We start from the raw sequence: 21,932 nt of genomic DNA, 5'->3' as shown, positions 1-21,932 counted from the left end.
GGAATGCAGGCGGTCAGGCGGTCAGGCGGTCGGGCGGGCGGTGGGGCCCATCCGCGGCACGCTGGCGGGGAGCACGGCGTCGACGAGAGCCGCCGCTCGCGGGTCCACGTCGGCGTCGGTCCGGGCGATGAACGTCGTGGTGCTGGTGCACACGTCCTCGCCGTGCGACGTCAGATGGTTCTGGACCACCAGGATGTCGTTGCCCGCGAACTGGCGGATCGACAGCACCTGGAGAGTGGACACCAGCTGATCTCCCTGCATGACCGGGCGATGCAGAACGAAGCTCTGATCGGTCTGCATGACTGCCGTGATCTCGTACTCCACGAGGATGTGCGCGAAGAGATAGTCGATGGCGATGGATCCGACGACGCTCACGAAGGTCGCGGGCGCGACGAGTCCCTCGTATCCCAACTCGGCCGCAGCGGCCTCCTTGTGGTGCGCCGGATGTTCGTTCTGGATGGCGCGGGAGAGTTCGCGGATCTTCTCGCGGCCGACCTCGTAGTAGTCGGGGATGACGTAGGCGTGTCCGACCAGGCGGGAGCTGCGTTCGAACCGGTGATCGGGCTCGTGCGGAACGAGCGGGCGAGTCTCGTGAGCACCTGTCACGGAGTCGTCGGTCACCGAATTGCTGGTCACGTGGAGCCTTCCCCTGGGACGCGCCCACCCCCATCGGCACACGCGTATGTGAACAAATCCTACTTCGCGTGTGAATATCCACAAATGCGGCAGTCGAACCCCGTCGGTCGGGTGCGCGGGTGCGTGGTCGCCGCCGGCGTGCACGGGTTTCATGAGGTGCACACCCTGTGCCGTCTGCCGGCAGGGGTGTGGCGCGCTGAGTGGGGTGTGGGCGCGAGATCGGTCAGGGAACCTGAGTCGGTCGCATTCAGGTCAGGTGTCGGACCGGCCGCGCCGACTGTCGAGGTAGGCCCTCGCCCTGAGGGACCGCAACCATTCCGGACCGGGCCGGACACTGTCGGGAGTGCGCCGGATCGGGTCGAACGACAGGTCGCCACCGGACTGGTCGACCGAGCCGAGCGTCAGTTCGGCCAACGGGACGTACGCCCCGGTGCCCTCGGCCTGCTCGAACTCGAAGACCAGCGGACGCGCACGCACGGCGTCGACGATGGAGTCCAGGGTGGGCAGCGGCGGCGCGGCGACGGCCCGCGCGCGGACCCACCACTGACCACCCTCGAACTGCAGCGGCATCAGCGTCGAGAAGGAGGCCGTCTCGAACGCGAGCACCGGGAGCGGAACGCACCGCGTCACGACGTCCCGCCCGGCGCTGACAAGGAGGATGTCCCAGGCACCGTCGGCCCGGTCGGTCTGCGGAAGACGCAACGCGAGACCCGCGACGTCGGGAACTCGTCGGGGCAGCCCGAGCGCGGTGGACAGGCGCACCGTCACCTCGCACGTGCCCACAGGCAGTCCGGCGTCGCCCTCGGCGGTACGGCGCAGTGTGCCCGTCAGAACCTTCCCGTGGGGATGGAACAGCTTGGCGTGGCGCAGCGCCGACCCCAACCCGAACGGCAGGGCGAGCGCGCGCACGGGCATCGACGTCTCGTTCACGCTCGGGGATTGCCCGGTGTGTGACGTGAGGAAACGTCGCCGCTCAGGCTCCGTCGTGGGCCTTCTGCAGGTCGGCGACCACGATCTTCGACATCGACAGCATGGCCTGCACGACGCGCTGGGACGCCGCCGGATCCGGGGTGCTCATCAACTGCATCAGCTGGACCGGGACGATCTGCCAGGAGACCCCGAACTTGTCCTTGCACCAGGCGCACCGGCCCTCGGATCCACCGTCGGACGTGAGCGCGTTCCAGTAGCGGTCGACCTCTTCCTGCCCGTCGCAGCTGACAGCCATGGAGATGGCCTCGGTGAACGGGAACTGTGGTCCCCCGTTCAGGGCGTTGAATCGCTGACCGAAGAGCTCGAAGTCGACCATCATCGCGCGGCCCGGGGCGCCGGGTCCACCGTCGCCGTAGCGGCTGACGTTCAGTATCGCTCCCGTGCCGAACGTCGAGAGGTAGAACTCCGCGGCCTCCTCGGCCCGGTCGTCGAACCACAGTGTGGGGGTGATCTTCTGCATCGTGAGGTCCTTCGTCTTCGGATGGCGGAGCGAACTCGACCCGTCAGCCGTGTCGACTCCGGCCGACGGCGAAAGTCATCGCGCGATGCCGGCGGTCAGCAGTGTGGCCAGCTCCCGGTAGGCGGCGGCGTCGTCCAGACCCGTGCGACGGGCGAGGGCACGGCTCTGGATCGAGACCATCACGGACGCGGCGACGTCGGCGACGAACGCGGCGTGGACGTCCCGCACGTCGCCGGCGCGGACCCCGTCGTCGATGATGCCGCGGACTCGCTCGGCCGCGATGGCGGTGTTGCGTTCGTAGACGAGCCTCGACGGCTCGAAGTCGGCGAGGTCGGTCATGAACCGTTCCGACGCCGGCGCGAGTGCTTCACCGACCGCGCCCAGATACGCCGCGAGGCGCTCGCGGGTGCCCGTCGCGGCGTCGGAGGCCGCGTCCACGCTGACCGCTGCCGAGGTGAAGAAGTGCACCGCGGCGGAGCGGACGAGGTCGTCCTTGCTCGCGGCGAGGGTGTACAGCGTGCTCTTCGAGCACCGAAGGCGGGCGGCGATGCCGTCGAGAGTGAGGTGCGCGAAGCCTTCGGCCAGGAACAGGGCCACTACGGAATCGAAGAGCTGCGCGCGCCGCGCCGTCGCGTGAGCTGCTGTCATGGTGAGCGACAGTACTGCAGAACGCCATGCAGTACTGTCGTAGTACTGAGGGGCCCGCTGCAGTACTGGTGCCGCCTCATCCGATCCGCGACCGAGACGAGGACCCATGGCTGTCGAACGACTGCTGCCGAACGACGACGCACGTGACCTTCTCCAGTTGACCCGCGACATCGCGGACAAGGTCCTCGACCCCATCGTCGACGAACACGAGAAGGCCGAGACCTATCCCGACGGCGTCTTCGCCACGCTCGGCGAGGCGGGGCTGCTCAGCCTGCCGTATCCGGAGGAGTGGGGCGGCGGCGGTCAGTCCTACGAGGTCTATCTGCAGGTGCTCGAGGAACTGGCGTCGCGCTGGGCCGCGGTGGCCGTCGCCGTGAGCGTGCACGGGCTCTCGTGCCACCCGCTGATGTCCTTCGGGTCGGAGGACCAGAAGTCGCGGTGGCTGCCGGACATGCTCGGTGGGCGCACGATCGGCGCCTACAGCCTCTCGGAGCCACAGGCCGGCAGCGACGCGGCCGCCCTCTCCTGCAAGGCCGTGGCCGGTCCGGACGGGTACACCGTCACCGGGTCGAAGGCCTGGATCACGCACGGCGGCAAGGCGGACTTCTACACGCTCTTCGCGCGCACCGGCGAGGGCTCGCGGGGCATCTCCTGCTTCCTCGTGCCCGCCGACCTCGAGGGGCTCTCCTTCGGAGCTCCGGAGGAGAAGATGGGGCTGCACGCGATACCCACGACGGCCGCCCACTACGACGGCGCGGTGCTGTCGGCCGATCGCCGCATCGGCGAGGAGGGGCAGGGGCTCGGCATCGCGTTCAGTGCCCTCGACGCCGGGAGGCTGGGCATCGCCGCCGTCGCCGTCGGCATCGCCCAGGCCGCGCTCGACGATGCCGTGGCCTATGCGCAGGAGCGAACGACGTTCGGCCGCAAGATCATCGATCATCAAGGGCTCGGGTTCGTGCTGGCCGACATGGCAGCGGCCGTGGACTCGGCCCGAGCGACGTACATCGACGCGGCACGCCGAAAGGATGCCGGACTGCCGTTCTCACGTCAGGCCTCCGTGGCCAAGCTCGTGGCGACGGACGCGGCGATGAAGGTGACGACCGACGGCGTGCAGGTGTTCGGAGGCTACGGGTACACCCGAGACTTCCGGGTCGAGCGGTACATGCGCGACGCCAAGATCACGCAGATCTTCGAGGGCACCAACCAGATCCAGCGTCTGGTGATCAGCCGGTCGCTGGCCTGACCCCCGTGCGCACTATGCGCATCCAGCGGTACGCACAGGGCGCACGGGGCGATAGCCTCCCGCTATGAGCTCGTTCACCGGAATCCCGGAGGCCGCCCTCGATTTCTACGAGGATCTCGAGGTCGACAACAGCAAGACCTGGTGGGCCGAACACAAGCACGTCTACGACGAATCGGTCCGCGCGCCCATGACCGCGCTCACGGAGGTACTGGCCGAGGAGTTCGGAACGGCCAAGCTCTTCCGGCCGCACCGCGACGTCCGCTTCTCCAAGGACAAGGTGCCGTACAAGACGCACCAGGGTGCCTACGTGCAGGTGGCCCCGTCCACGGGGTGGTACGTGCAGGTCGACGCCTCCGGCCTCATGGTCGCCGGCGGGTTCTACGCGTCCACGTCCGACTCCATCGCCCAGTTCCGCGCCGTCGTCGACGACGAGGTCCGCGGGTCGGAGCTCGCGCGAATCGTGGCCGATCTCGAGAGCCGCGGCTACGACCGCGGCGGTGACCGGCTGAAGACCTCGCCGCGCGGCTACGACGCGGATCATCCCCGCATCGATCTGCTGCGCCACAAGTCCCTGACGGCAGGACGGTCCTTCGGCTGCCCGCCGTGGCTCGACACACCGGAGTGCGCCGATCACATCCGTGCCGCCTGGCGTGATCTCACACCACTTCTCGAATGGTGCCGTCAGGTACTGGCCTGACGTGCCAGCACGGCCAACTGGAGTTCCATCAGCAGTCGCGCAGCGGGATCCGACAGGTCCGTCCCGGTGATCTCCTCGGCCCGTCGGACCCGATAGCGCAACGTGTTCGGGTGCACGTGCAGGTCGGCCGCGGCCCGGCGCACATCGGACGGGTGCCGCAGATACGTCGCGATGCTCTCGCGTAGCGACGAGGACGTGCGTGCGTCGTACTCGACGAGCGCCGCCATGCGCGGATCGTGCAGCGAGGGGTGCGCGAGGAGCAGATCGACGATCTCACCGAGCAGCACGGACGTCCGCGAATCGGCGAGTGTGGTCACCCTGTCGTCTGCTCCGGCGGTCCCGTCCAGGACGCGATCGACCTCGCGGCGAGCGGCGGCGACCTCGGACAGGGCGGCCACCGGCGATGCCACCGCGGCCCGCAACCGGATCCCCGTGCGTCCCTCGATGCCCTCGAGCAACCGGCGAGTCCACGACGGCACCGAGGCCTCCGCGCGGGTCCGTGGAACGAGGACGTAGATGCGGTCGCCGAGAGTGGTGACCAGGGACAGTCGGTGAAAGGAACTGGCGTGCAGTCGGATCGCGCCGGACAGATCGGCCATCGTGGCCGACGAGGGGGCATCGGGCGCGGCGCCGTCCACCGCCGCGAGACCGATCACCGCCGCCGGCCCGTCCGTCGGGATGGACAGCGCCGCGGCGAGTGAGGGCACGTCGACCCCACCGCCACGAGCGCCGAGCAGTCGCTGGATCTGCACCGCCTCGTTAGTGGGTGCCTCGAGGATGCGCGTGATCAACCGTGCCGCCACCGCGGCCGCGCCCTGCAGCACGCTCGGAGCATCGTCGGTGAGCCGGCGACGACCTTCCTGGATCCACAGCGTGCCGACCAGTCGTGGTGTGCCCGAACCATCCTGGGTGGCAGTCGTTCTGATGCCGGCGACCAGTCGCCGTCGGATACCCAGATCGGAGTGCGCCGGCACCTCGACGACCTCGTCGGAACGGCGGACCGCGTCGTAGACACCCCACTGCTCGAGTCGCCGGAGATACTCCGCGGGGCCTTCTCGTCCGAGAATGGACAGGGTCCGCAGCTCGTCCGCCTGATCGTCCGACGCCGAGTACGCCAACACGTGCGACCGCTGGTCCTCGATGCTCACCATCCCGCGCGTGAGCACCGCGACGGTGTGCGCCAGCCCGAAAAGATCGGTGTCCGCGCCCACCAGTCCCGCCAGTTCGGACGGTTCCGCGGACGACGGTGGAGGTGTGGTGATCGACGGCGAGGAATGGTCGAGCACGCCGCGCACCATCGACAGGAGGCGGTCCCAGCGGGTCTGCGTGTGCACCGCGACGAGAGCGACGCCGGCCGTGCGAGCCGCGTGCTGCATCAGCGAGGACGAGGCGGCGATCTTCGACATCACCGCGGTGGGTCGAAGGTCGCTGCTCCGCGTCGCCAGGTCGTCGAACCACGCAACGGCGTCCGCTTCCCGCACACCCGCCAGCAGATAGAGGTCCGCCGCGGCGGCGGTCGTGTAGAGCTCGGCGGCCAGATCGTCGGCGTCGACGAGCGTCACCGACCCGATCGGCACGTCCGACCCTGCCGGTGCCACGAGCACCTCGACGAAGGCGGAGTGCAGCGCACGCACGATCGAGTCGAGGGTCGACGAGGTGCGGGTCATGCCGTGCACTCTAAATGTCCTTCGTCCGATCGGACAGGGGTCGGTGTGTTTCTTTGGACGCTGGGCCGAATATCGAGGATGCCGCGTCCGCTTGGCTGAAACCCACCGACCCGGCACGAAGACCCGACACCGAGGACCGACATGGACGCCGTCACCGCAGTACCCACCCCCCTGAACGAGCCGGTGCACACGTACGCACCCGGCAGCGCCGAGCGAGCGCGGCTCACGCACCATCTGGAACGACTCGCCGCCACGCCCACCGAGATCACCCAGGTCATCGGCGGAAACCACCGCGACGCGACGGGCTCACGCGAGAACGTCGTGCAACCGCACCGGCACGCGTCCGTCATCGGATCGTTCGCGAATGCCACCCACCAGGACGTGCGCGACGCCATCGACGCGGCGACCGCCGCCGCACCTGCGTGGCGATCGCTGCCCTTCGACGAGCGCGCCGCAGTCTTCCTCCGCGCCGCCGATCTCCTCGCCGGGCCGTGGCGCGAGACCATCGCGGCTGCCACCATGCTGGGGCAGTCGAAGAGCGCGTACCACCAGGCCGAGATCGACGCACCCTGCGAGCTGATCGACTTCTGGCGCTTCAACGTCTCGTTCGCCCGACAGATCATGGCCGAACAACCGATCTCCGCGCCCGGCGTCTGGAACCGCGTCGAATACCGCCCCCTCGAGGGCTTCGTCTACGCCATCACCCCGTTCAACTTCACCGCCATCGCGGGAAACCTCCCCACGGCGCCGGCGCTCGTGGGCAACACCGTGCTGTGGAAGCCGTCGCCCACCCAGGCCGTCGCCGCGTACCTGACGATGCAGCTTCTCGAGGCCGCCGGACTGCCCCCCGGCGTCATCAACCTCGTGCTCGGTGACGGACCCCTCGTCTCCGAGGTCGCACTCGCCGATCGTCGTCTCGCCGGCATCCACTTCACCGGCTCCACACCGACGTTCCAGCGGCTGTGGCGCGAGGTGGGCGAGAACATCGCCGGCTACGACACCTACCCGCGACTGGTCGGTGAGACCGGTGGCAAGGACTTCGTCGTCGCCCACAGTTCCGCCGACCCGGACGTGCTCACCACGGCGCTGATCCGCGGTGCCTTCGACTTCCAGGGTCAGAAGTGCTCCGCGGCGTCGAGGGCCTTCGTGCCGTCGTCGGTGTGGAAGAGGATGGGGGACAAGCTCGTCGACACCGCGTCGTCGCTGCGTTACGGCGACGTCACCGATCTGTCGAACTTCGGTGGGGCGGTCATCGACCGGAAGGCCTTCGACCGCAACGCGGCTGCACTCGAGCGCGCGAAGTCCACCCCGGGCATCACCATCGCCGCCGGCGGCACCTGCGACGATTCCGTCGGCTACTTCGTGGACCCGACGATCCTGCTCGGTGACGACGCGGGCGACGAGGCGTTCCACACCGAGTACTTCGGCCCGATCCTCGCCGTGCACGTCTACGACGACTCGAAGCCCGGTGCGTTCGAGAACACGCTCGCCATGGTCGACAGCGGGTCGAAGTACGCCCTGACCGGATCGATCATCGCCGACGATCGCGCCGCCGTCACGCAGGCCACCGAGGCCCTGCGCTTCGCCGCCGGCAACTTCTACGTCAACGACAAGCCGACCGGCGCCGTCGTCGGACAGCAGCCGTTCGGCGGTGCTCGCGCGTCGGGCACCAACGACAAGGCCGGATCACCGCAGAACCTGCTCCGGTGGGCCTCCGCGCGCACCATCAAGGAGACTTTCGTGCCGGCCGTGGACCACACCTACCCTCACCAGGGAATCTGACCGATGGCCACCAACCCGCTCCGCCCCGTCCTGCTCGCCGCCGGGCGATCGCGCCGCCTCGAACGCGTCGTCGCGCGGTCCGTCCTGACCAGGTCGCTCGTCGAACGCTTCATCGCCGGGAGCACCGAACCGGAGGTGGTCGGTGCCGTCGCCGACCTGCTCGGGTCCGGCCGCTTCGTCAGCGTCGATCACCTGGGTGAGGACACCACCGACGCGGCGCAGGCCACCGCGACCGTCGACGCGTATCTGTCCCTACTGCAGGCATACTCACGCCTCCACACCCCACAGCCTCCGGCTTCCCCGTCCACTTCCGGCCGGCCTCCGGCCTTCCCGTCCAATTCCGGCCGGCCTCCGGCCTTCCCGCCCACCTCCGGCCGGCCTCCGGCCTTCCCGCTGGAGATCTCGCTGAAGCTCTCGGCGCTCGGACAGTCGCTCCCCGACGACGGCCACGCCGCGGCCCTCGCCAACGCCCACAAGGTGTGCGCCGCCGCGGACGCCGCGGGAGTGTGGGTCACCGTCGACGCCGAGGACCACACCACCACCGACTCGACTCTCGCGATCGTGCGGGAGCTCCGCAAGGACTTCCCGACTCTAGGCACCGTCCTGCAGGCGTACCTGCACCGCACCGAACAGGACTGCCGCGAGCTCTCCGGTCCCGGATCGCGAATCCGGTTGTGCAAGGGCGCATATCGCGAACCGGCCAGTGTGGCCTTCCAGAAGAAGGCGGACGTGGACGCCTCGTACGAGCGGTGCCTGCGGGTGCTCATGGAGGGGGAGGGCTACCCCATGGTGGCGTCCCACGATCCCCGCATGATCGAGGCGGCGCGACGAGACGCGGCCGAACTGGGACGTGGACCGGACGACATGGAGTACCAGATGCTCTACGGCATCCGCGACGGTGAGCAGACACGCCTGGTGTCGGAGGGGTACCGCGTCCGCGTGTACGTGCCCTTCGGTACGCAATGGTACGGATACTTCATGCGGCGGTTGGCGGAGCGTCCGGCGAACCTGACGTTCTTCCTCCGGTCACTGCTGACCCGCTCCTGACCCCTCGCCGCGCGCGCGATTCGCGCGTCCGTCGAAACTCCCGTCCCGGCACCCCTCGCCGAGGGCGGGAGTGAAGACGGTGTCACCGCAGGTGCGGCAGTGGTGCGTGCGATGGTGACCGATGCCGCACGAGCACGACCTGGCTCCCACGAGAACCGTACGCGCTTGCAGCACATGACCGTTACCGCAGGTGGCCGGTGCCTCCTCGTGCCAGACCCCGTTCATCAGGTGCAGTCGGCGCCGACGGTTCATCACGGACGTCTCCTCGGGAATCACACGTCACGAGGGAAGGTCTGACGTCGGGTGGTGCAGTGACACCCACCCTACACGGGTGTCGAACACATGTTCGACTCCGGTGGATCCGATCCGGGACGGATCAGACGAGCGCGACGCGCGCCACGGCGCCCGAGGTGGGGAACGGTGATCCGCCCGCGGGTTCCACGGTCACCGACAGTGCGGTGGCGCCGTCGACGGGCACGGATGCCGGCTGGGAGAGGTCGTCGGCATCCATCGTCCCGACGGACACGGGCGAGCCCTCGATGAGCCAGACCTGGTAGACCGACCCGGCGGGAGGTGCTGCGACACCCGTCATGCGGAGCACGGCGCGCTCGTCACCGGGGGTGTACTGCACGCTCATGGTGCCGCCTCCGGCCACCGGGGATTCGAGCGGTGCCGCGACGGTCGCGGTGGGAGCCGACGGAGTCGCGCTCTGCTGCACGGCCACCGCCCCGCCCACACCGACGACCACCGCAGCGGCAGCCGCCATCGCGGCAATGCGCCATCCGCGTCGGCGGCTGGGACGAAGGGGGAGGACTGTCGCGCCGTCGGGGTCGACCTGCGCCGTGTCCTCCACGGCCCCCAGGATGCGGACCCGGAGATCGGCGGGGGCGGGAGTGCGTGTCGCGTCCGACGTCACGGCCATCGTCTCGCGGACGTCACGCACGATCGCGTCGAACCTCCGCCTGGTGTGGGCGTCCGTGTCGTCGAGGCGAGTCATGGTCTCGTACTGCTCCGAGGCTGCCATGGCGTCGAGGGCACACAGGTACGCGAGCTCGAGAAGGTCCCGATCCGGCAGCTGCACGGGTCGTTCGGGCGAACCGTGATCGCTCATCTCGGGCTGCCTCCATGCGTGTGGTCGGTGGGTCAGTAAGAGTGGGCGAAAAGTACCCCCGTCACATCCACGGCCGTGCTCTCCTGGCTGATACACCGGGTATTCGGTGCGCTCGCCGCACCGGATGGGCGGAGGGCGTCAGCTCGGTCCGCCCTCGTCGACCAGTCGCGGCCGCAGGTGCTCGAAGATCAGTGTGGTCTCGGTCGCGGCCACCGACGGATGAGCACTGAGGTTCTGGACGACGAAGTCCCTCAGGTGCGCAGAGTCCGTCATCGCGACGTGGATCAGGTAGTCGTCGGCACCGGCGATGAAGTAGACGTCGAGCACCTCGGGGAACGTCGTGAAGGACTCCGCGAACTCGCCCAGGTGGCGCCGGGCACCCGCCAGCAGCCGCACCGCGATCATGGCCTGCAGGCCCTGCCCCAGTGCCGCCGGATCGATGTCGGCGTGGAAACCGCGGACGACCCCGCGCTCGACCAGTGAACGGACGCGTCCCAGACACGTCGACGGGGCGATCCCGGCGCGGGCGGCCAGGGTGTTGTTGGGGATGCGGGCGTCGTTCGCCAGTTCACGCAGGATGACGCGATCGATGCGGTCCAGAGATGCCGCCCGAAGATTGTTCGGTCGCACCGGGGCGGACAGACCTGTGTTCGACGATTCGATGTCTATGAGGCCAGTCTACGAAATTATCGTCACTTCGATTGCGGCTCGGTCGAACGAAGTTCACGATTATCGGACATGACGAGTCATCCGGTAGAGGCGAAGGGCGCACCATGAGAATCGGCATACCTCGGGAACTGAAGAATCACGAGTACCGGGTGGCGGCGAGCCCGGCGGGAGTGCACGACATGGTCGTGCACGGTCATCGCGTCGTCGTCGAGACCGAGGCGGGCGCGGGATCGTCGTTCTCGGACAACGACTTCAAGGCTGCCGGCGCGGAGATCTCGAACTCGGCCGACGAGGTGTGGGCGCGGGCCGAGTTGCTGCTCAAGGTGAAGGAGCCGATCGAGGCCGAATACCACCGGCTGCGGTCGGGCCAGGTCCTGTTCACCTATCTCCATCTCGCCGCGTCGGCCGCATGCACCGATGCCCTCGTCGCGTCCGGCACCACGGCGATCGCCTACGAGACGGTGACCGGCGCGGGCGGCAGTCTGCCGTTGCTCGCACCGATGAGCGAGGTCGCCGGCCGGCTCGCGACCCAGGCCGGGGCGTATCACCTGATGGCGCAGACGGGCGGCCGCGGCGTGCTGATGGGCGGCGTTCCGGGAGTGAGTCCGGCCAAGGTGGTGGTGATCGGCGGTGGGGTGTCGGGATCCAACGCCGTGGCGATGGCACACGGGCTCGGTGCGGACGTGACGGTGTTCGACCTCGACATCGCCAAGCTGCGAACCATCGACGCGCAGTACCGCGGCCAGGTCAAGACCGTGGTGTCGAACAGGTGGGAGCTCGAGCAGGCCGTCGTGGCCGCCGACCTCGTCATCGGGGCGGTCCTCGTCCCGGGTGCCAAGGCCCCGACGGTGGTGTCCAACGCACTGGTCGCACGGATGAAGGCGGGGTCCGTGCTCGTCGACATCGCCATCGATCAGGGCGGGTGTTTCGAGGACTCGCGTCCCACCACGCACGACGATCCCACCTTCCCGGTGCACGATTCGATCTTTTACTGCGTGGCCAACATGCCGGGCTCGGTTCCCCGCACGTCGACGCAGGCGCTGACCAACGCGACGCTCCCGTTCGTTCTCGCTCTCGCCGACCAGGGCTGGGAGCAGGCGTGCGCCACCGTTCCCGGGCTCGCAGACGGTCTCAGCGTGCACGCCGGCAACCTGCTGTCGGACACCGTGAGAACGGCGCTGGGTCGCTAGAGTCGGCCGGTATGACTGTCATCGAGGTCGACACCGGAACAGATCGCATCGAGGCGACACTCGAGATCCCCTCAGGGGAGGGGCCCTGGCCCGCCGTCGTGATCGTGCACGACGTGTTCGGCATGACCGACGACATCAGGTCCATCGCCCGGCGCTTCGCCGACCAGGGCTACGTCGCGTTGGTGCCGGATCTCTACGCCCGCGGTGGTCGCGCCAAGTGTGTGACAGGAGTGTTCCGGTCGCTTCTCGCGCGCTCGGGCCGGGCGGTGGACGACCTGCTGGCGTGCCGCGACACCCTCACCGCGCGCGCCGACACCACCGGCGCGGTGGGCATCGTCGGGTTCTGCATGGGTGGAGGTTTCGCTCTGGCGCTGGCGCCCCGGGGGTTCGAGGCGAGCGCGCCGTTCTACGGCATCCTGCCCCGTCACATCGAGTCGGCCCTCGAGGGCACGTGCCCGATGGTCGCGAGTTTCGGCAAGCGCGATCCGATGCTGCCGGGCGCGGGCCCGAAGCTCGAGAAGGTGTTGCAGGACAAGGGCGTTGCCCACGACGTCGTGACCTATCCCGGTGCCGGCCACAGTTTCGCGAACGACTTCGGATCGGGTCCGGGTGCACTGGTCATGCGCGTCACCGGATTCGGCTATCAGCACGAGCAGGCCGAGGACGCCTTCGCTCGGGTCTTCACCTTCTTCGGCGAGCACGTCCGGTCGCGCTGACGCCCACGAGGCTCAGCGGCCGACGGCCGGACCCTGCAGCGCCCCGCGCACCTCGCCCGTCTTGGGCTCGACCGCGCCGCGACTCTTGACCCAGCGGCTCGGCAGCTTGCCCACCAGCTCGCCGAGCGGGTTCACCGCAGCGGCGAGGACGTCCACGGTGTCCTGCAGAATCTCCACGCTGACGCTCATGCGCTCGAGGTTGGGCGCCAGCGAACTCAGCGACTCGGCGACGGTCACGAGCTGATCCAGCGGACCGTTGCGTGCCGTCAGCCGCTGGATCGCGCCTTCCTCACCGAGCAGCGTCTCGACGAGCCCGCCCTTGGCGAGGGCGTTGTCGATGACCCCGTTCTCACGGGTCAGCGCCTCGATCACGCCGCCCTCCTTGGTCAGGAGTTCGACAGGGCCGTCCTTCGCGGTGAGGCGCTCTATGGGTCCGTCGACGGCCGTGAGTCGATCGAGCAGACCGCCCTCGGCGAGGAGGCGATCCAGCGCACCGTCCTCCGCGAGGACTCGGGTGAGGGGGCCGTCGTCCGCCAGGATGCGTTCGAGAGGACCGCCGGGCTCGAGCAGTCGATCGAGGGTGCCGCCCTTGCTCGTCAACCTGTCGACGGCGCCACCGGGCTCGAGCAGTCGGTCCAGCGGGCCACCGGGCCGCAGCGCGTGACCCAGTGCGCGGTCGTCGGAGGTGAGCTCGGCCAACTGTCCGAGAAGCTGCAGCGGGCCGCTCCGAGGATTGGCCAGGGTGATGGCGTCGAGTGACCCGGAAGCGCCTGCGGCCAGCGCCATCCGGGTGGTCGCGACGGCCGACTCGGCCACCCCGACCGCCGACTCGGCGACGGCCAATCCGACACGCACCGGCAGTGTGACCGCGGACACCCAGTTCATGGGGTCACTCTAACCCGCGGCGGGAAGGCCGGAGGCTGGTCGGGACGGCCGGGACGGCCGGGGGCGCGGTCAGTGGGCGAGCTTGAGTCCGATGACGCACCCGACGAGCCCTGCGATGAGGGCGATGCGGATCGGCGTCGCGGACTCGGTGCCGGACACCATCGCGTAGACGACGGTGAGCGAGGCGCCGATGCCCACCCACACCGCGTAGGCGGTGCCGGTCGGGATGGTCCGCATGGCGAAGGCGAGACCGCCCATGCTGACGACGAGCGCCGTACCGAAGACGATGGTGGCGACGGGCTTCGTGAAGCCCTCGGACTTGCCGAGTGCGGTGGCCCAGACGGCCTCGAACACGCCCGACAACACCAGAATGATCCATGCCATGAGTAGTCGACTCTCCTGGCACCGTCTTGTCGCTGGCCGGGTACGGTGCGCTCGTCCGGGTCTGTGTCGCAGTCTGTCCTCCACGGTAGCAAAGCGGACACGACGCCGGATCGGGGCTCACAGGAACCTCACAGCGACACCCCGGGCAGGAACCAGCAACGCCGGACACCATGGCACTCGTGAGCGAGAATTCCGTCATGACGACTCCCCGACCGCAGACCACCGCCGAGGCGAAGGTACTGGTGGTCGACGACGAGCCGACCATCGTCGAACTGCTGTCGGTCAGTCTGAAGTTCCAGGGTTTCGAGGTCCGCACGGCGCTGGGTGGGCCCGCGGCTCTGGACGTCGCCCGGACCTTCCGGCCGGACGCGTTGATCCTGGACGTGATGATGCCCGACATGGACGGCTTCGGGCTGCTCCGCCGACTGCGCGCCGACGGTATCGACGCGCCCGCACTGTTCCTCACGGCACGGGACTCGGTGGAGGACAAGGTGACCGGTCTGACCATGGGTGCGGACGACTACGTCACCAAGCCGTTCAGCCTCGAGGAGGTGGTGGCGCGCCTGCGCGTGATCCTGCGCCGGTCGGTGCGCGGTCCGGAGGCGCAGCCGTCACGCCTGACGTTCGCCGACATCGAGCTCGACGACGACACCCACGAGGTGTGGAAGGCGGGCGAACCCGTCTCGTTGTCCCCGACGGAGTTCACGCTCCTGCGCTACCTCATGGTCAATTCCGGGACGGTGCTGTCCAAGCCCCGGATCCTGGACCACGTGTGGCACTACGACTTCGGGGGTGAGGTCGGTGTCGTGGAGTCCTATGTGTCGTACCTGCGCAGGAAGGTCGACACGACGGAACCCCGGCTGATCCACACACTGCGAGGCGTCGGCTACGTCCTGCGGGAACCGCGACGGTGAAGCGGCACCTACGCGCCGTCCCGCTCCGCGTCACCCTGGTGTCGGTGCTGCTGCTTCTCGTCGCCCTCGGTCTCGTCGGTTCGGGTGTGGCCGTGACCTCGGCACTGCAGAACACGCTGACCCAACGTGTCGACGAACAGCTCATGGAGGCGGCGTCCGGCTGGGCCAGGCCTCGTGGGGAGCGGTTCCTCGGACCTCCCCCGGAGGAGGCGAACCCACAGCGTCCGCCCACGGCGTTCTACGTCCGCTCGGTGGCGGCGGACGGCACCGTGCGTACTCCCGTGAACGATGTCGGGGACGATCAGCCGGATCTGACCGGCGTCCTGACCGCCACGCCGACCACTGTCGGATCGGTCGGCGATCCCGACGAGTCGTGGCGCACGGTGACCGTCTCGAACGGGGACGGCCAGACGACGGTCGCGATTCCGCTGGCGGGCAACGAGGCCATCGTCTCCAGGCTCGTGACTCTGCAACTGTCCATCGGTCTCGCAGTGCTGGCTGTGCTGGGTGTCGCCGCGTACTTCCTGGTACGCCGGAGCCTGCGGCCGCTGCAGGAGGTGGAGGTGACGGCCGCGGCCATCGCGTCCGGGGATCTGCATCGACGCGTTCCCGAGCGGAACGAACGCACCGAGGTGGGGCGATTGTCCGCGGCACTCAACGGAATGCTCGCCCAGATCCAGCACGCCTTCGCTGCGACGGAGGCGTCCGAGAACGCGGCGCGCGAGTCCGAGAACGCGGCACGTGCGTCGGAGGACCGGATGCGCCGTTTCGTGGCCGACGCCTCCCACGAGCTCCGGACCCCGCTGACGACGATCCGCGGCTTCGCCGAGCTCTACCGGCAGGGGGCCATGACCGACACCGAGTTGCTGATGACCCGTATCGGGGGAGAGTCGGCGCGGATGGGTCTGCTCGTCGAAGATCTGCTGATGTTGGCGCGGCTGGACGCCCAGCGTCCGCTCGATCGGAGCCCCGTGGACCTCCTCGTGATCGCAGCGGACGCGGTGCACGATGCGGCCGCCACGGCTCCGGAACGAGCCGTGAGTCTGCAGGTGCTCGAGGGCAGCGGCGTGCCGGAGGTGCTGGGGGACGATGCGCGTCTGCGCCAGGTTCTCGGCAACCTGGTGGGCAACGCGCTCCGGCACACCCCGCCGACGGCGTCGATCACCGTGGCGGTCGGAACCGTCCGTGAGACAGCTGTTCTGGAGGTTCGTGACACCGGGCCGGGACTCACCGAGGACGATGCCGAGCGCGTCTTCGAGCGGTTCTATCGGGCGGATCGTTCGCGCACGAGAGAGAGCGGCGGGAGTGGTCTGGGTCTGTCGATCGTGTCCGCGCTGGTCGCGGCCCACAGCGGTCGGGTCTCGGTGGCGAGCGCGCCCGGCCGGGGTGCGACGTTCCGCGTGGAGCTGCCCCTGGCGGGCCGGCGTCCGGGTGGACGGGTGGAGTCAGCCGGAGACGAGCCCCTCGACCAGGACGACGGCGATGAGGAGCATGACCACACCGATCAGGACGTCGAGCACACGCCACGCGACGGGTCTGGCGAAGATCGGCGTCATGAATCGCGCGCCGAATCCGAGGGCCGTGAACCAGACGATGCTGCCCAGCGTCGCGCCGAGGGCGAACCACCAGCGCGCTGACCCGGTCTCGCGATTGGCGACGGAGCCGAGGAAGACGACGGTGTCCAGATAGACGTGCGGGTTGAGCCACGTCAGTGCCAGGCAGGTGAGGACCGCGGACCGCAGCGACACACTCGCTCCGTTCCCGCCGACGGTCAGACTCGTCGGGCGCAGTGCCCGTCGGAAGGCCATGAGTCCGTACACGGTGAGGAAGACGGCGCCGGCGACCGTGACGACGGTGACAGCCGTGGGGTAGGTCTCGACGACCACGCCGATGCCCGAGACTCCCGCGAGGATGAGGACCGCGTCGGACAGAGCGCACACCAGGACGACGGCGAGCACGTGCTGTCGCGCGATGCCCTGACGGAGAACGAAGGCGTTCTGTGCGCCGATCGCGACGATGAGGGAGAGGCCGACACCGAAGCCGACGAACAGGGAGGACATGACCGGAACGCTAGGTCGAACCCGACGATGTAGTCCAGCTCATGTTTTTCAGGACTGATGAGCGTAGCTTCACATCATGCAGTCGGACCAGCTCGAGGCCCTGCGTGCCGTCGTCGACGACGGCACGTTCGAAGCGGCTGCGCGGTCGCTGCACATCACACCGTCGGCGGTGAGTCAGCGCATCAAAGCGCTGGAACTGCGGGTCGGTGCCGTTCTCGTCTCGCGCACGAAGCCCGTGATGCCGACCGAGTCCGGCGTCGTGCTGCTCCGGCTCGCCCGGCAGATCCAGACTCTGACCGACGGCGCCGTGCGGGAGTTGCGCGCCGCGGACGACGTCGCTCGGGTGTCGCTGGCCGTCAACTCGGATTCCCTGGCCACGTGGGTGTTGCCGGCGCTCGCGCCACTGGCGGGCTCCGTGATCCTCGACATCCATCGAGAGGATCAGGACCACACCGCGGAACTGCTCCGCGGTGGAACGGTGACGGCGGCGATCACGTCCGTGGACACACCTGTCCGCGGCTGTACCTCGACCAGGCTCGGCTCGATGCGGTACCGCCCCTGCGCGTCTCCGTCGTTCGTGACTCGATTCCTGGACGACGGCGTCACTCCGCACGCCCTGGCCCGAGCCCACGTCGTGGTGTTCGACGAGAAGGACGCGCTGCAGGATCGCTACCTCTCGCGACACGGCGTGTCCGCGTCGGTGCCGCCGCGACACCTGGTGCCGTCGTCCACCGAGTACGCGCGTGCCGTGCATCTGGGCTTCGGCTGGGGCATGCTGCCGGACCAGCAGCGCGGCGGACTCGACGTCGTCGAACTCGACGACACCGTGATCGACGTGGCGCTTCACTGGCAGCAATGGACGCTGTCGTCGCCGGCGCTCGACACGGTGGCCGCGGCGATCGTCGGAGCCGCGCGGGCGGTTCTCGGACGACCGATCAGCGACGGGGGACGTGCTGCCCGTGGCCGAGTGCCGTGAGCGCTGCGGTGATCTTCTCCTGCGCCTCGTCCAACGACTCGGGCGACGGGGAGGTGTCGGCGCCGGAGATGTCGAAGTCCGCCATGTCGAAGGCCGGGAACACGTGCAGATGCAGGTGCGGCACCTCGAGACCGGCGATCAGCAGACCCGCCCGAGGGGCGTCGAACGCCGACCGGACGGCCTTGCCGACGGTCTGAGCGACCGACGTGAGCGAGCCGAAGGTCGTGGGATCGACGTCCTGCCACTGATCGATCTCGGCTCGCGGGACGATCAGGGTGTGACCCTGCGTGACCGGGGCGATGGTGAGGAACCCGACGACGTCGTCGTCCTCCCACACGAAGCGGCCCGGGATGTCGCCGGCGATGATTGCGCTGAACACGGATGCCATGGGCCGACTCTATTCGTCGGCTCCGCATCGGCTCCCGGGTACTTCCCGGGTTCGCCCCGGGTCGGTCCCGGGGCGGCGCACGAGTGTTCGGTGCATGACAACCAACTCAGTGGTGGAGCGGGAAGGCCGGAGGCCGGCCGGTGACGGGCGGGAAGGCCGGAGGCCGGCCGGTGACGGGCGGGAAGGCCGTGGGCCCGGGCGCGGGCGCGGGCCGGAGCCGGGGCCGAGTGGGGGTGCGGCGCGGACGGTGACCGTCGAGCTCGTGGTGCCCGTGTACAACGAGGAGGCCGCGCTCGAAGCCTGTGTCCGCAGGCTGCACGCCTTCCTGCGGGCCGACGTTCCCTGGTCGACGGTGATCACCGTCGCCGACAACGCGAGCACGGACGCGACACGGTCGATCGCCGAGCGCCTCGCCCGGGAGCTCGACGGTGTCTCGGTGCGACATCTGGACGACAAGGGTCGCGGTCGCGCGCTCAAGGCGGCGTGGACGGAGTCGGAGGCCGACATCGTCGCGTACATGGACGTCGACCTGTCGACGGATCTCGGTGCACTCGTGCCCCTCCTGGCTCCGCTGGCATCGGGCCATTCCGATCTCGCGATCGGGTCCCGGCTCGCCTCGTCCTCGCGGGTGGTGCGAGGGGCGAAGCGAGAGTTCATCTCCCGCACCTACAACGTCCTCCTTCGCACGGGTCTGCGGACCAGATTCTCCGACGCTCAGTGCGGGTTCAAGGCCGCGCGCACCGAGATCGTCCGGGAACTGCTTCCGCTGATCGAGGACACCGGGTGGTTCTTCGACACCGAACTGCTCGTCCTCGCGGAGCGGGTCGGTCTCCGCATTCACGAGGTGCCCGTCGACTGGGTCGACGATCCCGACTCGAGCGTGGACGTCGTCGACACCGCACTGGCCGATCTGAAGGGCTGCTGGCGCGTCGGGCGTGCGCTCGCGACCGGCGCCCTCCCGATCGCGGACCTGCGTCTCAGCCTGGGTCGTGGACCCCTGTCGTCCACCGCCTCCACCACCGAGGTCTCCGAACTGAGGGGAGTGCCCGTCGGCATGATCGGTCAACTGGTGCGGTTCGCGCTCGTCGGCGTCGCCAGCACTGTCGCCTACGCGGTGCTGTACCTGATCCTGCACACGATCCTCGGCGCGCAGGGCGCCAACTTCGTCGCGCTCCTCGTCACCGCAGTGCTGAACACCGCCGCCAACAGAGCCTTCACATTCGGGGTCCGAGGCTCCGACGGGGCTGCGGCGCATCATCTTCAGGGTCTCGCGGTGTTCGCCTTCGGGTGGCTCGTCACCGCCGGTTCTCTCGTCGCCCTGCACGAGTGGGCTCCGGGTGCGTCCAAGCACGTCGAGCTCCTCGTTCTCGTTCTCGCCAACCTGGTCGCCACCGTGACGCGCTTCGTCGCGCTGCGCTGGGTCTTCCGGGCCGCATCCTCCGCCCGCACTCGTCAGATGGAGTCCACCTCGTGACCACCCTCCTCACCGCCCCGGAAGATCACGTGCACGACGGGGCTCCGCGCCCGGTCCGTACTCGTTGGGAACCATGGGCCGCTGCGGCCCTGATCCTGGGAACTGCTGTCGCCTACCTCGTGAACCTGAGCAGCAACGGATGGGCCAACTCCTTCTACTCCGCTGCGGTGCAGGCGGGTTCGCAATCCTGGGAGGCGTTCTTCTTCGGCTCCTCCGATGCCGCGAACTCCATCACCGTCGACAAGCCGCCGATGTCGCTGTGGCTCATGGAACTGTCCGTCCGGGTGTTCGGGCTGAACTCGTGGGCGATTCTCGTGCCTCAGGTCGTGCTGGGTGTCGCCTCCGTGACGCTGCTGTGGCGCACCGTACGGCGACAGTGGGGACCGGCCGCCGGACTGCTCGCAGGACTGGTTCTCGCGCTGACTCCCGTGGCGGCACTGATGTTCCGTTTCAACAACCCCGATGCGCTGCTGGTGCTGCTCATGATCGCGGCGGTGTGGGCGATGATGCGGGCTGTCGAGACCGGTCGCACCCGGTGGCTCGTGGTCGTCGGCACGATGGTCGGACTCGGCTTCCTGACCAAGCAGCTGCAGGTCATGCTGGTGGTTCCCCCTCTGGCGCTGACGTACCTCCTGGCCGGGCCTGTGTCGCTGCGACGGCGCATCCTGCAGTTGTGTGCCGCGCTGGGCGCGATGATCGTGTCGGCCGGATGGTGGATCGCCGTCGTGGAACTCTGGCCGGCGTCGTCGCGGCCGTGGATCGGTGGGTCGCAGAACAACTCGATCCTCGAACTGACGCTGGGATACAACGGTCTCGGTCGGCTCAACGGTGAGGAGACCGGTTCGGTCACGCCCGGCGGCGGCGGTGGTGGCGGCGGAATGTGGGGGGAGACGGGCATCCTGCGGATGTTCGACGCCTCGCAGGGCGGTCAGATCGCCTGGCTCGTTCCCGCTGCGCTGATTCTGGGAATCGCGGCGATCGTGCTGCGCGGCAGGGCTCCTCGTACCGACCAGCGGCGCGCTGCGCTGATCGTCTGGGGACTGTGGCTCCTGGTCACCGGGCTGACGTTCAGCTTCATGGCCGGCATCTTCCACTCGTACTACACCGTGGCGCTGGCGCCGGCGGTCGCGGCGCTGGTGGGCATGGGCAGCGTGGCGCTCTGGCGGGCCCGCGAGCACCTCGTCGCACGCATCGTTCTCGCCGCGACGGTGGTCGCGACTGTGGTGACGTCCTGGATCCTGTTGTCCCGCAGCGCATCCTTCGTTCCGTGGCTGAAGGTCGTCGTCGTGCTGGTCGGTGTGCTCGCGGTCGTGGGGCTGCTCGTTCCGCGGCTGACTCGCGGCAGGCTCGCCGCGGTCACGGTTCTGGCGGCGGTGATCGCGGGACTCGCAGGACCGACCGCCTACGCCGCGAACGCCATCGCGACACCGCATCAGGGCTCCATCGTCACGGCCGGGCCGAACACCGGTGGCGGCTTCGGGCGTGGCGGCATGGACGGCGGGCGCGGCATGCGCGACGGCGGTGCCGGCCGGATGCCCGCCGGGGGACAGGCGCCGACGGGTGCGCCCGGTCAGCTCCCGGGTGGCGCCGCGCAGATGCCGGGTGGCGCGGACGGTGGCGGCGGCATGGGCGGGTTGCTCGATGGCAGTACTCCGAGCGCCGAGATGGTCGCCCTGCTCGAGGAGAACTCGGACTCGTACACCTGGGTCGCCGCGGCGATCGGGTCCAATGCCGCGTCGGGCTACCAGTTGGCGACCGAGGACCCGGTCATGCCGATCGGTGGTTTCAACGGCAGCGATCCCTCCCCGACGCTGGCCGAGTTCCAGCAGTACGTCGCCGACGGTGAGATCCACTGGTTCATCGCGGGCGGCGGTATGGGAGGCGGTGCGTCCGGTACCTCGGCGGAGATCAGCGAGTGGGTCACCGCGACCTTCACCGCCCAGACCGTGGACGGCGTGACACTGTACGACCTCACCGCCTGACCCGGATCCGGTG

At 69.1% G+C, this 21,932-nt stretch carries 21 protein-coding genes, 1 pseudogene and 1 riboswitch; of the genes and pseudogenes, 11 read left to right on the top strand and 11 right to left on the bottom strand.

What is annotated here, in order from left to right; genetic code table 11:
• Positions 1-21 precede the first annotated feature (21 nt).
• The 4 genes from QE449_RS18000 to QE449_RS17985 form a co-directional block, all read right to left on the bottom strand.
• The gene (locus tag QE449_RS18000) at positions 22-636 is read right to left on the bottom strand and encodes a MaoC family dehydratase N-terminal domain-containing protein (protein WP_051612996.1); all 615 of its coding nucleotides are present in this window, start codon (positions 634-636) and stop codon (positions 22-24) included.
• A 252-nt stretch (positions 637-888) separates the two neighbouring features.
• Positions 889-1,566 carry a phosphodiesterase gene (locus QE449_RS17995; protein WP_307109311.1) on the bottom strand — a complete coding sequence of 226 codons (678 nt, stop codon included), beginning with the start codon at positions 1,564-1,566 and terminating at the stop codon, positions 889-891.
• 43 nt (positions 1,567-1,609) lie between these two features.
• Entirely contained in the window at positions 1,610-2,086 is a 477-nt protein-coding gene (locus QE449_RS17990) for a VOC family protein (protein ID WP_027504343.1), read from the bottom strand.
• 75 nt (positions 2,087-2,161) lie between these two features.
• Positions 2,162-2,734 (bottom strand): TetR/AcrR family transcriptional regulator, encoded by a 573-nt coding sequence (locus tag QE449_RS17985; protein ID WP_285187683.1) that lies wholly within the window; start codon positions 2,732-2,734, stop codon positions 2,162-2,164.
• A 106-nt stretch (positions 2,735-2,840) separates the two neighbouring features.
• Between QE449_RS17985 and QE449_RS17980 the strand changes: the two genes are divergently transcribed.
• Together QE449_RS17980 and QE449_RS17975 are read left to right on the top strand one after the other, a co-directional pair.
• Positions 2,841-3,977, top strand: a complete 1,137-nt coding sequence (locus tag QE449_RS17980) for an acyl-CoA dehydrogenase family protein (RefSeq protein WP_222627948.1) — start codon at positions 2,841-2,843, stop codon at positions 3,975-3,977.
• Positions 3,978-4,041: 64 nt separating this feature from the next.
• Positions 4,042-4,674 carry a DUF2461 domain-containing protein gene (locus QE449_RS17975; RefSeq protein ID WP_027504340.1) on the top strand — a complete coding sequence of 211 codons (633 nt, stop codon included), beginning with the start codon at positions 4,042-4,044 and terminating at the stop codon, positions 4,672-4,674.
• Here QE449_RS17975 and QE449_RS17970 read toward each other — a convergent pair.
• Positions 4,659-6,341 (bottom strand): CdaR family transcriptional regulator, encoded by a 1,683-nt coding sequence (locus QE449_RS17970; protein ID WP_056447482.1) that lies wholly within the window; start codon positions 6,339-6,341, stop codon positions 4,659-4,661. The two genes, QE449_RS17975 and QE449_RS17970, sit on opposite strands and share 16 nt — an antisense overlap.
• Positions 6,342-6,482: 141 nt before the next feature.
• On the opposite strand from QE449_RS17970, the gene pruA reads away from it, so the two are divergent.
• On the top strand, positions 6,483-8,123 hold the full coding sequence (gene pruA / locus QE449_RS17965) for an L-glutamate gamma-semialdehyde dehydrogenase (protein ID WP_307109310.1): 1,641 nt from the start codon (positions 6,483-6,485) through the stop codon (positions 8,121-8,123).
• A gap of 3 nt (positions 8,124-8,126) precedes the next feature.
• Positions 8,127-9,170 (top strand): proline dehydrogenase family protein, encoded by a 1,044-nt coding sequence (locus QE449_RS17960; protein WP_307109309.1) that lies wholly within the window; start codon positions 8,127-8,129, stop codon positions 9,168-9,170.
• Between the two features lie 376 nt (positions 9,171-9,546).
• Here the strand turns inward: QE449_RS17960 and QE449_RS17955 are convergent, their stop codons facing one another.
• A complete protein-coding gene (locus tag QE449_RS17955; protein ID WP_222646573.1) occupies positions 9,547-10,281 on the bottom strand; it encodes an anti-sigma factor in 735 nt (244 codons plus the stop codon).
• 138 nt (positions 10,282-10,419) lie between these two features.
• Positions 10,420-10,950 carry an Lrp/AsnC family transcriptional regulator gene (locus QE449_RS17950; RefSeq protein WP_027504334.1) on the bottom strand — a complete coding sequence of 177 codons (531 nt, stop codon included), beginning with the start codon at positions 10,948-10,950 and terminating at the stop codon, positions 10,420-10,422.
• 104 nt (positions 10,951-11,054) lie between these two features.
• Between QE449_RS17950 and ald the strand changes: the two genes are divergently transcribed.
• Positions 11,055-12,140 carry an alanine dehydrogenase gene (gene ald, locus QE449_RS17945; protein WP_027504333.1) on the top strand — a complete coding sequence of 362 codons (1,086 nt, stop codon included), beginning with the start codon at positions 11,055-11,057 and terminating at the stop codon, positions 12,138-12,140.
• 11 nt (positions 12,141-12,151) lie between these two features.
• Positions 12,152-12,856: a dienelactone hydrolase family protein gene (locus tag QE449_RS17940; RefSeq protein WP_307095650.1), complete on the top strand. Its 705-nt coding sequence runs from the start codon at positions 12,152-12,154 to the stop codon at positions 12,854-12,856.
• A 12-nt stretch (positions 12,857-12,868) separates the two neighbouring features.
• On the opposite strand, the gene QE449_RS17935 is transcribed toward QE449_RS17940, so the two are convergent.
• Together QE449_RS17935 and QE449_RS17930 are read right to left on the bottom strand one after the other, a co-directional pair.
• A complete protein-coding gene (locus tag QE449_RS17935; protein ID WP_051612993.1) occupies positions 12,869-13,741 on the bottom strand; it encodes a hypothetical protein in 873 nt (290 codons plus the stop codon).
• A gap of 69 nt (positions 13,742-13,810) precedes the next feature.
• A complete protein-coding gene (locus tag QE449_RS17930; protein WP_027504331.1) occupies positions 13,811-14,125 on the bottom strand; it encodes a multidrug efflux SMR transporter in 315 nt (104 codons plus the stop codon).
• A gap of 15 nt (positions 14,126-14,140) precedes the next feature.
• Positions 14,141-14,202: riboswitch (guanidine-III (ykkC-III) riboswitch) on the bottom strand.
• 120 nt (positions 14,203-14,322) lie between these two features.
• On the opposite strand from QE449_RS17930, the gene QE449_RS17925 reads away from it, so the two are divergent.
• Positions 14,323-15,039, top strand: a complete 717-nt coding sequence (locus tag QE449_RS17925) for a response regulator transcription factor (protein WP_027504330.1) — start codon at positions 14,323-14,325, stop codon at positions 15,037-15,039.
• Positions 15,036-16,676 carry a cell wall metabolism sensor histidine kinase WalK gene (locus tag QE449_RS17920; RefSeq protein WP_307109308.1) on the top strand — a complete coding sequence of 547 codons (1,641 nt, stop codon included), beginning with the start codon at positions 15,036-15,038 and terminating at the stop codon, positions 16,674-16,676. Before QE449_RS17925 ends, QE449_RS17920 begins: the two co-directional genes overlap by 4 nt.
• Here the strand turns inward: QE449_RS17920 and QE449_RS17915 are convergent.
• Positions 16,566-17,099, bottom strand: a pseudogene (locus QE449_RS17915) (LysE/ArgO family amino acid transporter); the annotation flags it as partial. The gene QE449_RS17920 and the pseudogene QE449_RS17915 overlap by 111 nt on opposite strands.
• Positions 17,100-17,175: 76 nt before the next feature.
• On the opposite strand from QE449_RS17915, the gene QE449_RS17910 reads away from it, so the two are divergent.
• Complete coding sequence (locus QE449_RS17910) at positions 17,176-18,075, top strand: LysR family transcriptional regulator ArgP (protein WP_307109307.1); 900 nt, start codon at positions 17,176-17,178, stop codon at positions 18,073-18,075.
• On the opposite strand, the gene QE449_RS17905 is transcribed toward QE449_RS17910, so the two are convergent.
• Positions 18,035-18,463: an HIT family protein gene (locus QE449_RS17905; RefSeq protein ID WP_027504327.1), complete on the bottom strand. Its 429-nt coding sequence runs from the start codon at positions 18,461-18,463 to the stop codon at positions 18,035-18,037. The two genes, QE449_RS17910 and QE449_RS17905, sit on opposite strands and share 41 nt — an antisense overlap.
• 94 nt (positions 18,464-18,557) lie before the next feature.
• On the opposite strand from QE449_RS17905, the gene QE449_RS17900 reads away from it, so the two are divergent.
• Both QE449_RS17900 and QE449_RS17895 read left to right on the top strand, forming a co-directional pair.
• The gene (locus QE449_RS17900) at positions 18,558-19,937 is read left to right on the top strand and encodes a bifunctional glycosyltransferase family 2/GtrA family protein (protein WP_307109306.1); all 1,380 of its coding nucleotides are present in this window, start codon (positions 18,558-18,560) and stop codon (positions 19,935-19,937) included.
• The gene (locus QE449_RS17895) at positions 19,934-21,919 is read left to right on the top strand and encodes a glycosyltransferase family 39 protein (RefSeq protein WP_373428315.1); all 1,986 of its coding nucleotides are present in this window, start codon (positions 19,934-19,936) and stop codon (positions 21,917-21,919) included. The genes QE449_RS17900 and QE449_RS17895 overlap by 4 nt, the downstream gene beginning before the upstream one ends.
• The last annotated feature ends 13 nt before the right edge of the window (positions 21,920-21,932 follow it).

The sequence above is a fragment of the Rhodococcus sp. SORGH_AS_0303 genome, assembly GCF_030819335.1.
Taxonomy (GTDB): Bacteria; Actinomycetota; Actinomycetes; order Mycobacteriales; family Mycobacteriaceae; genus Rhodococcoides.
The sequence above is the reverse complement of the archived record's forward strand: the minus strand, read 5'-3'. Positions and strand labels throughout refer to the sequence as shown.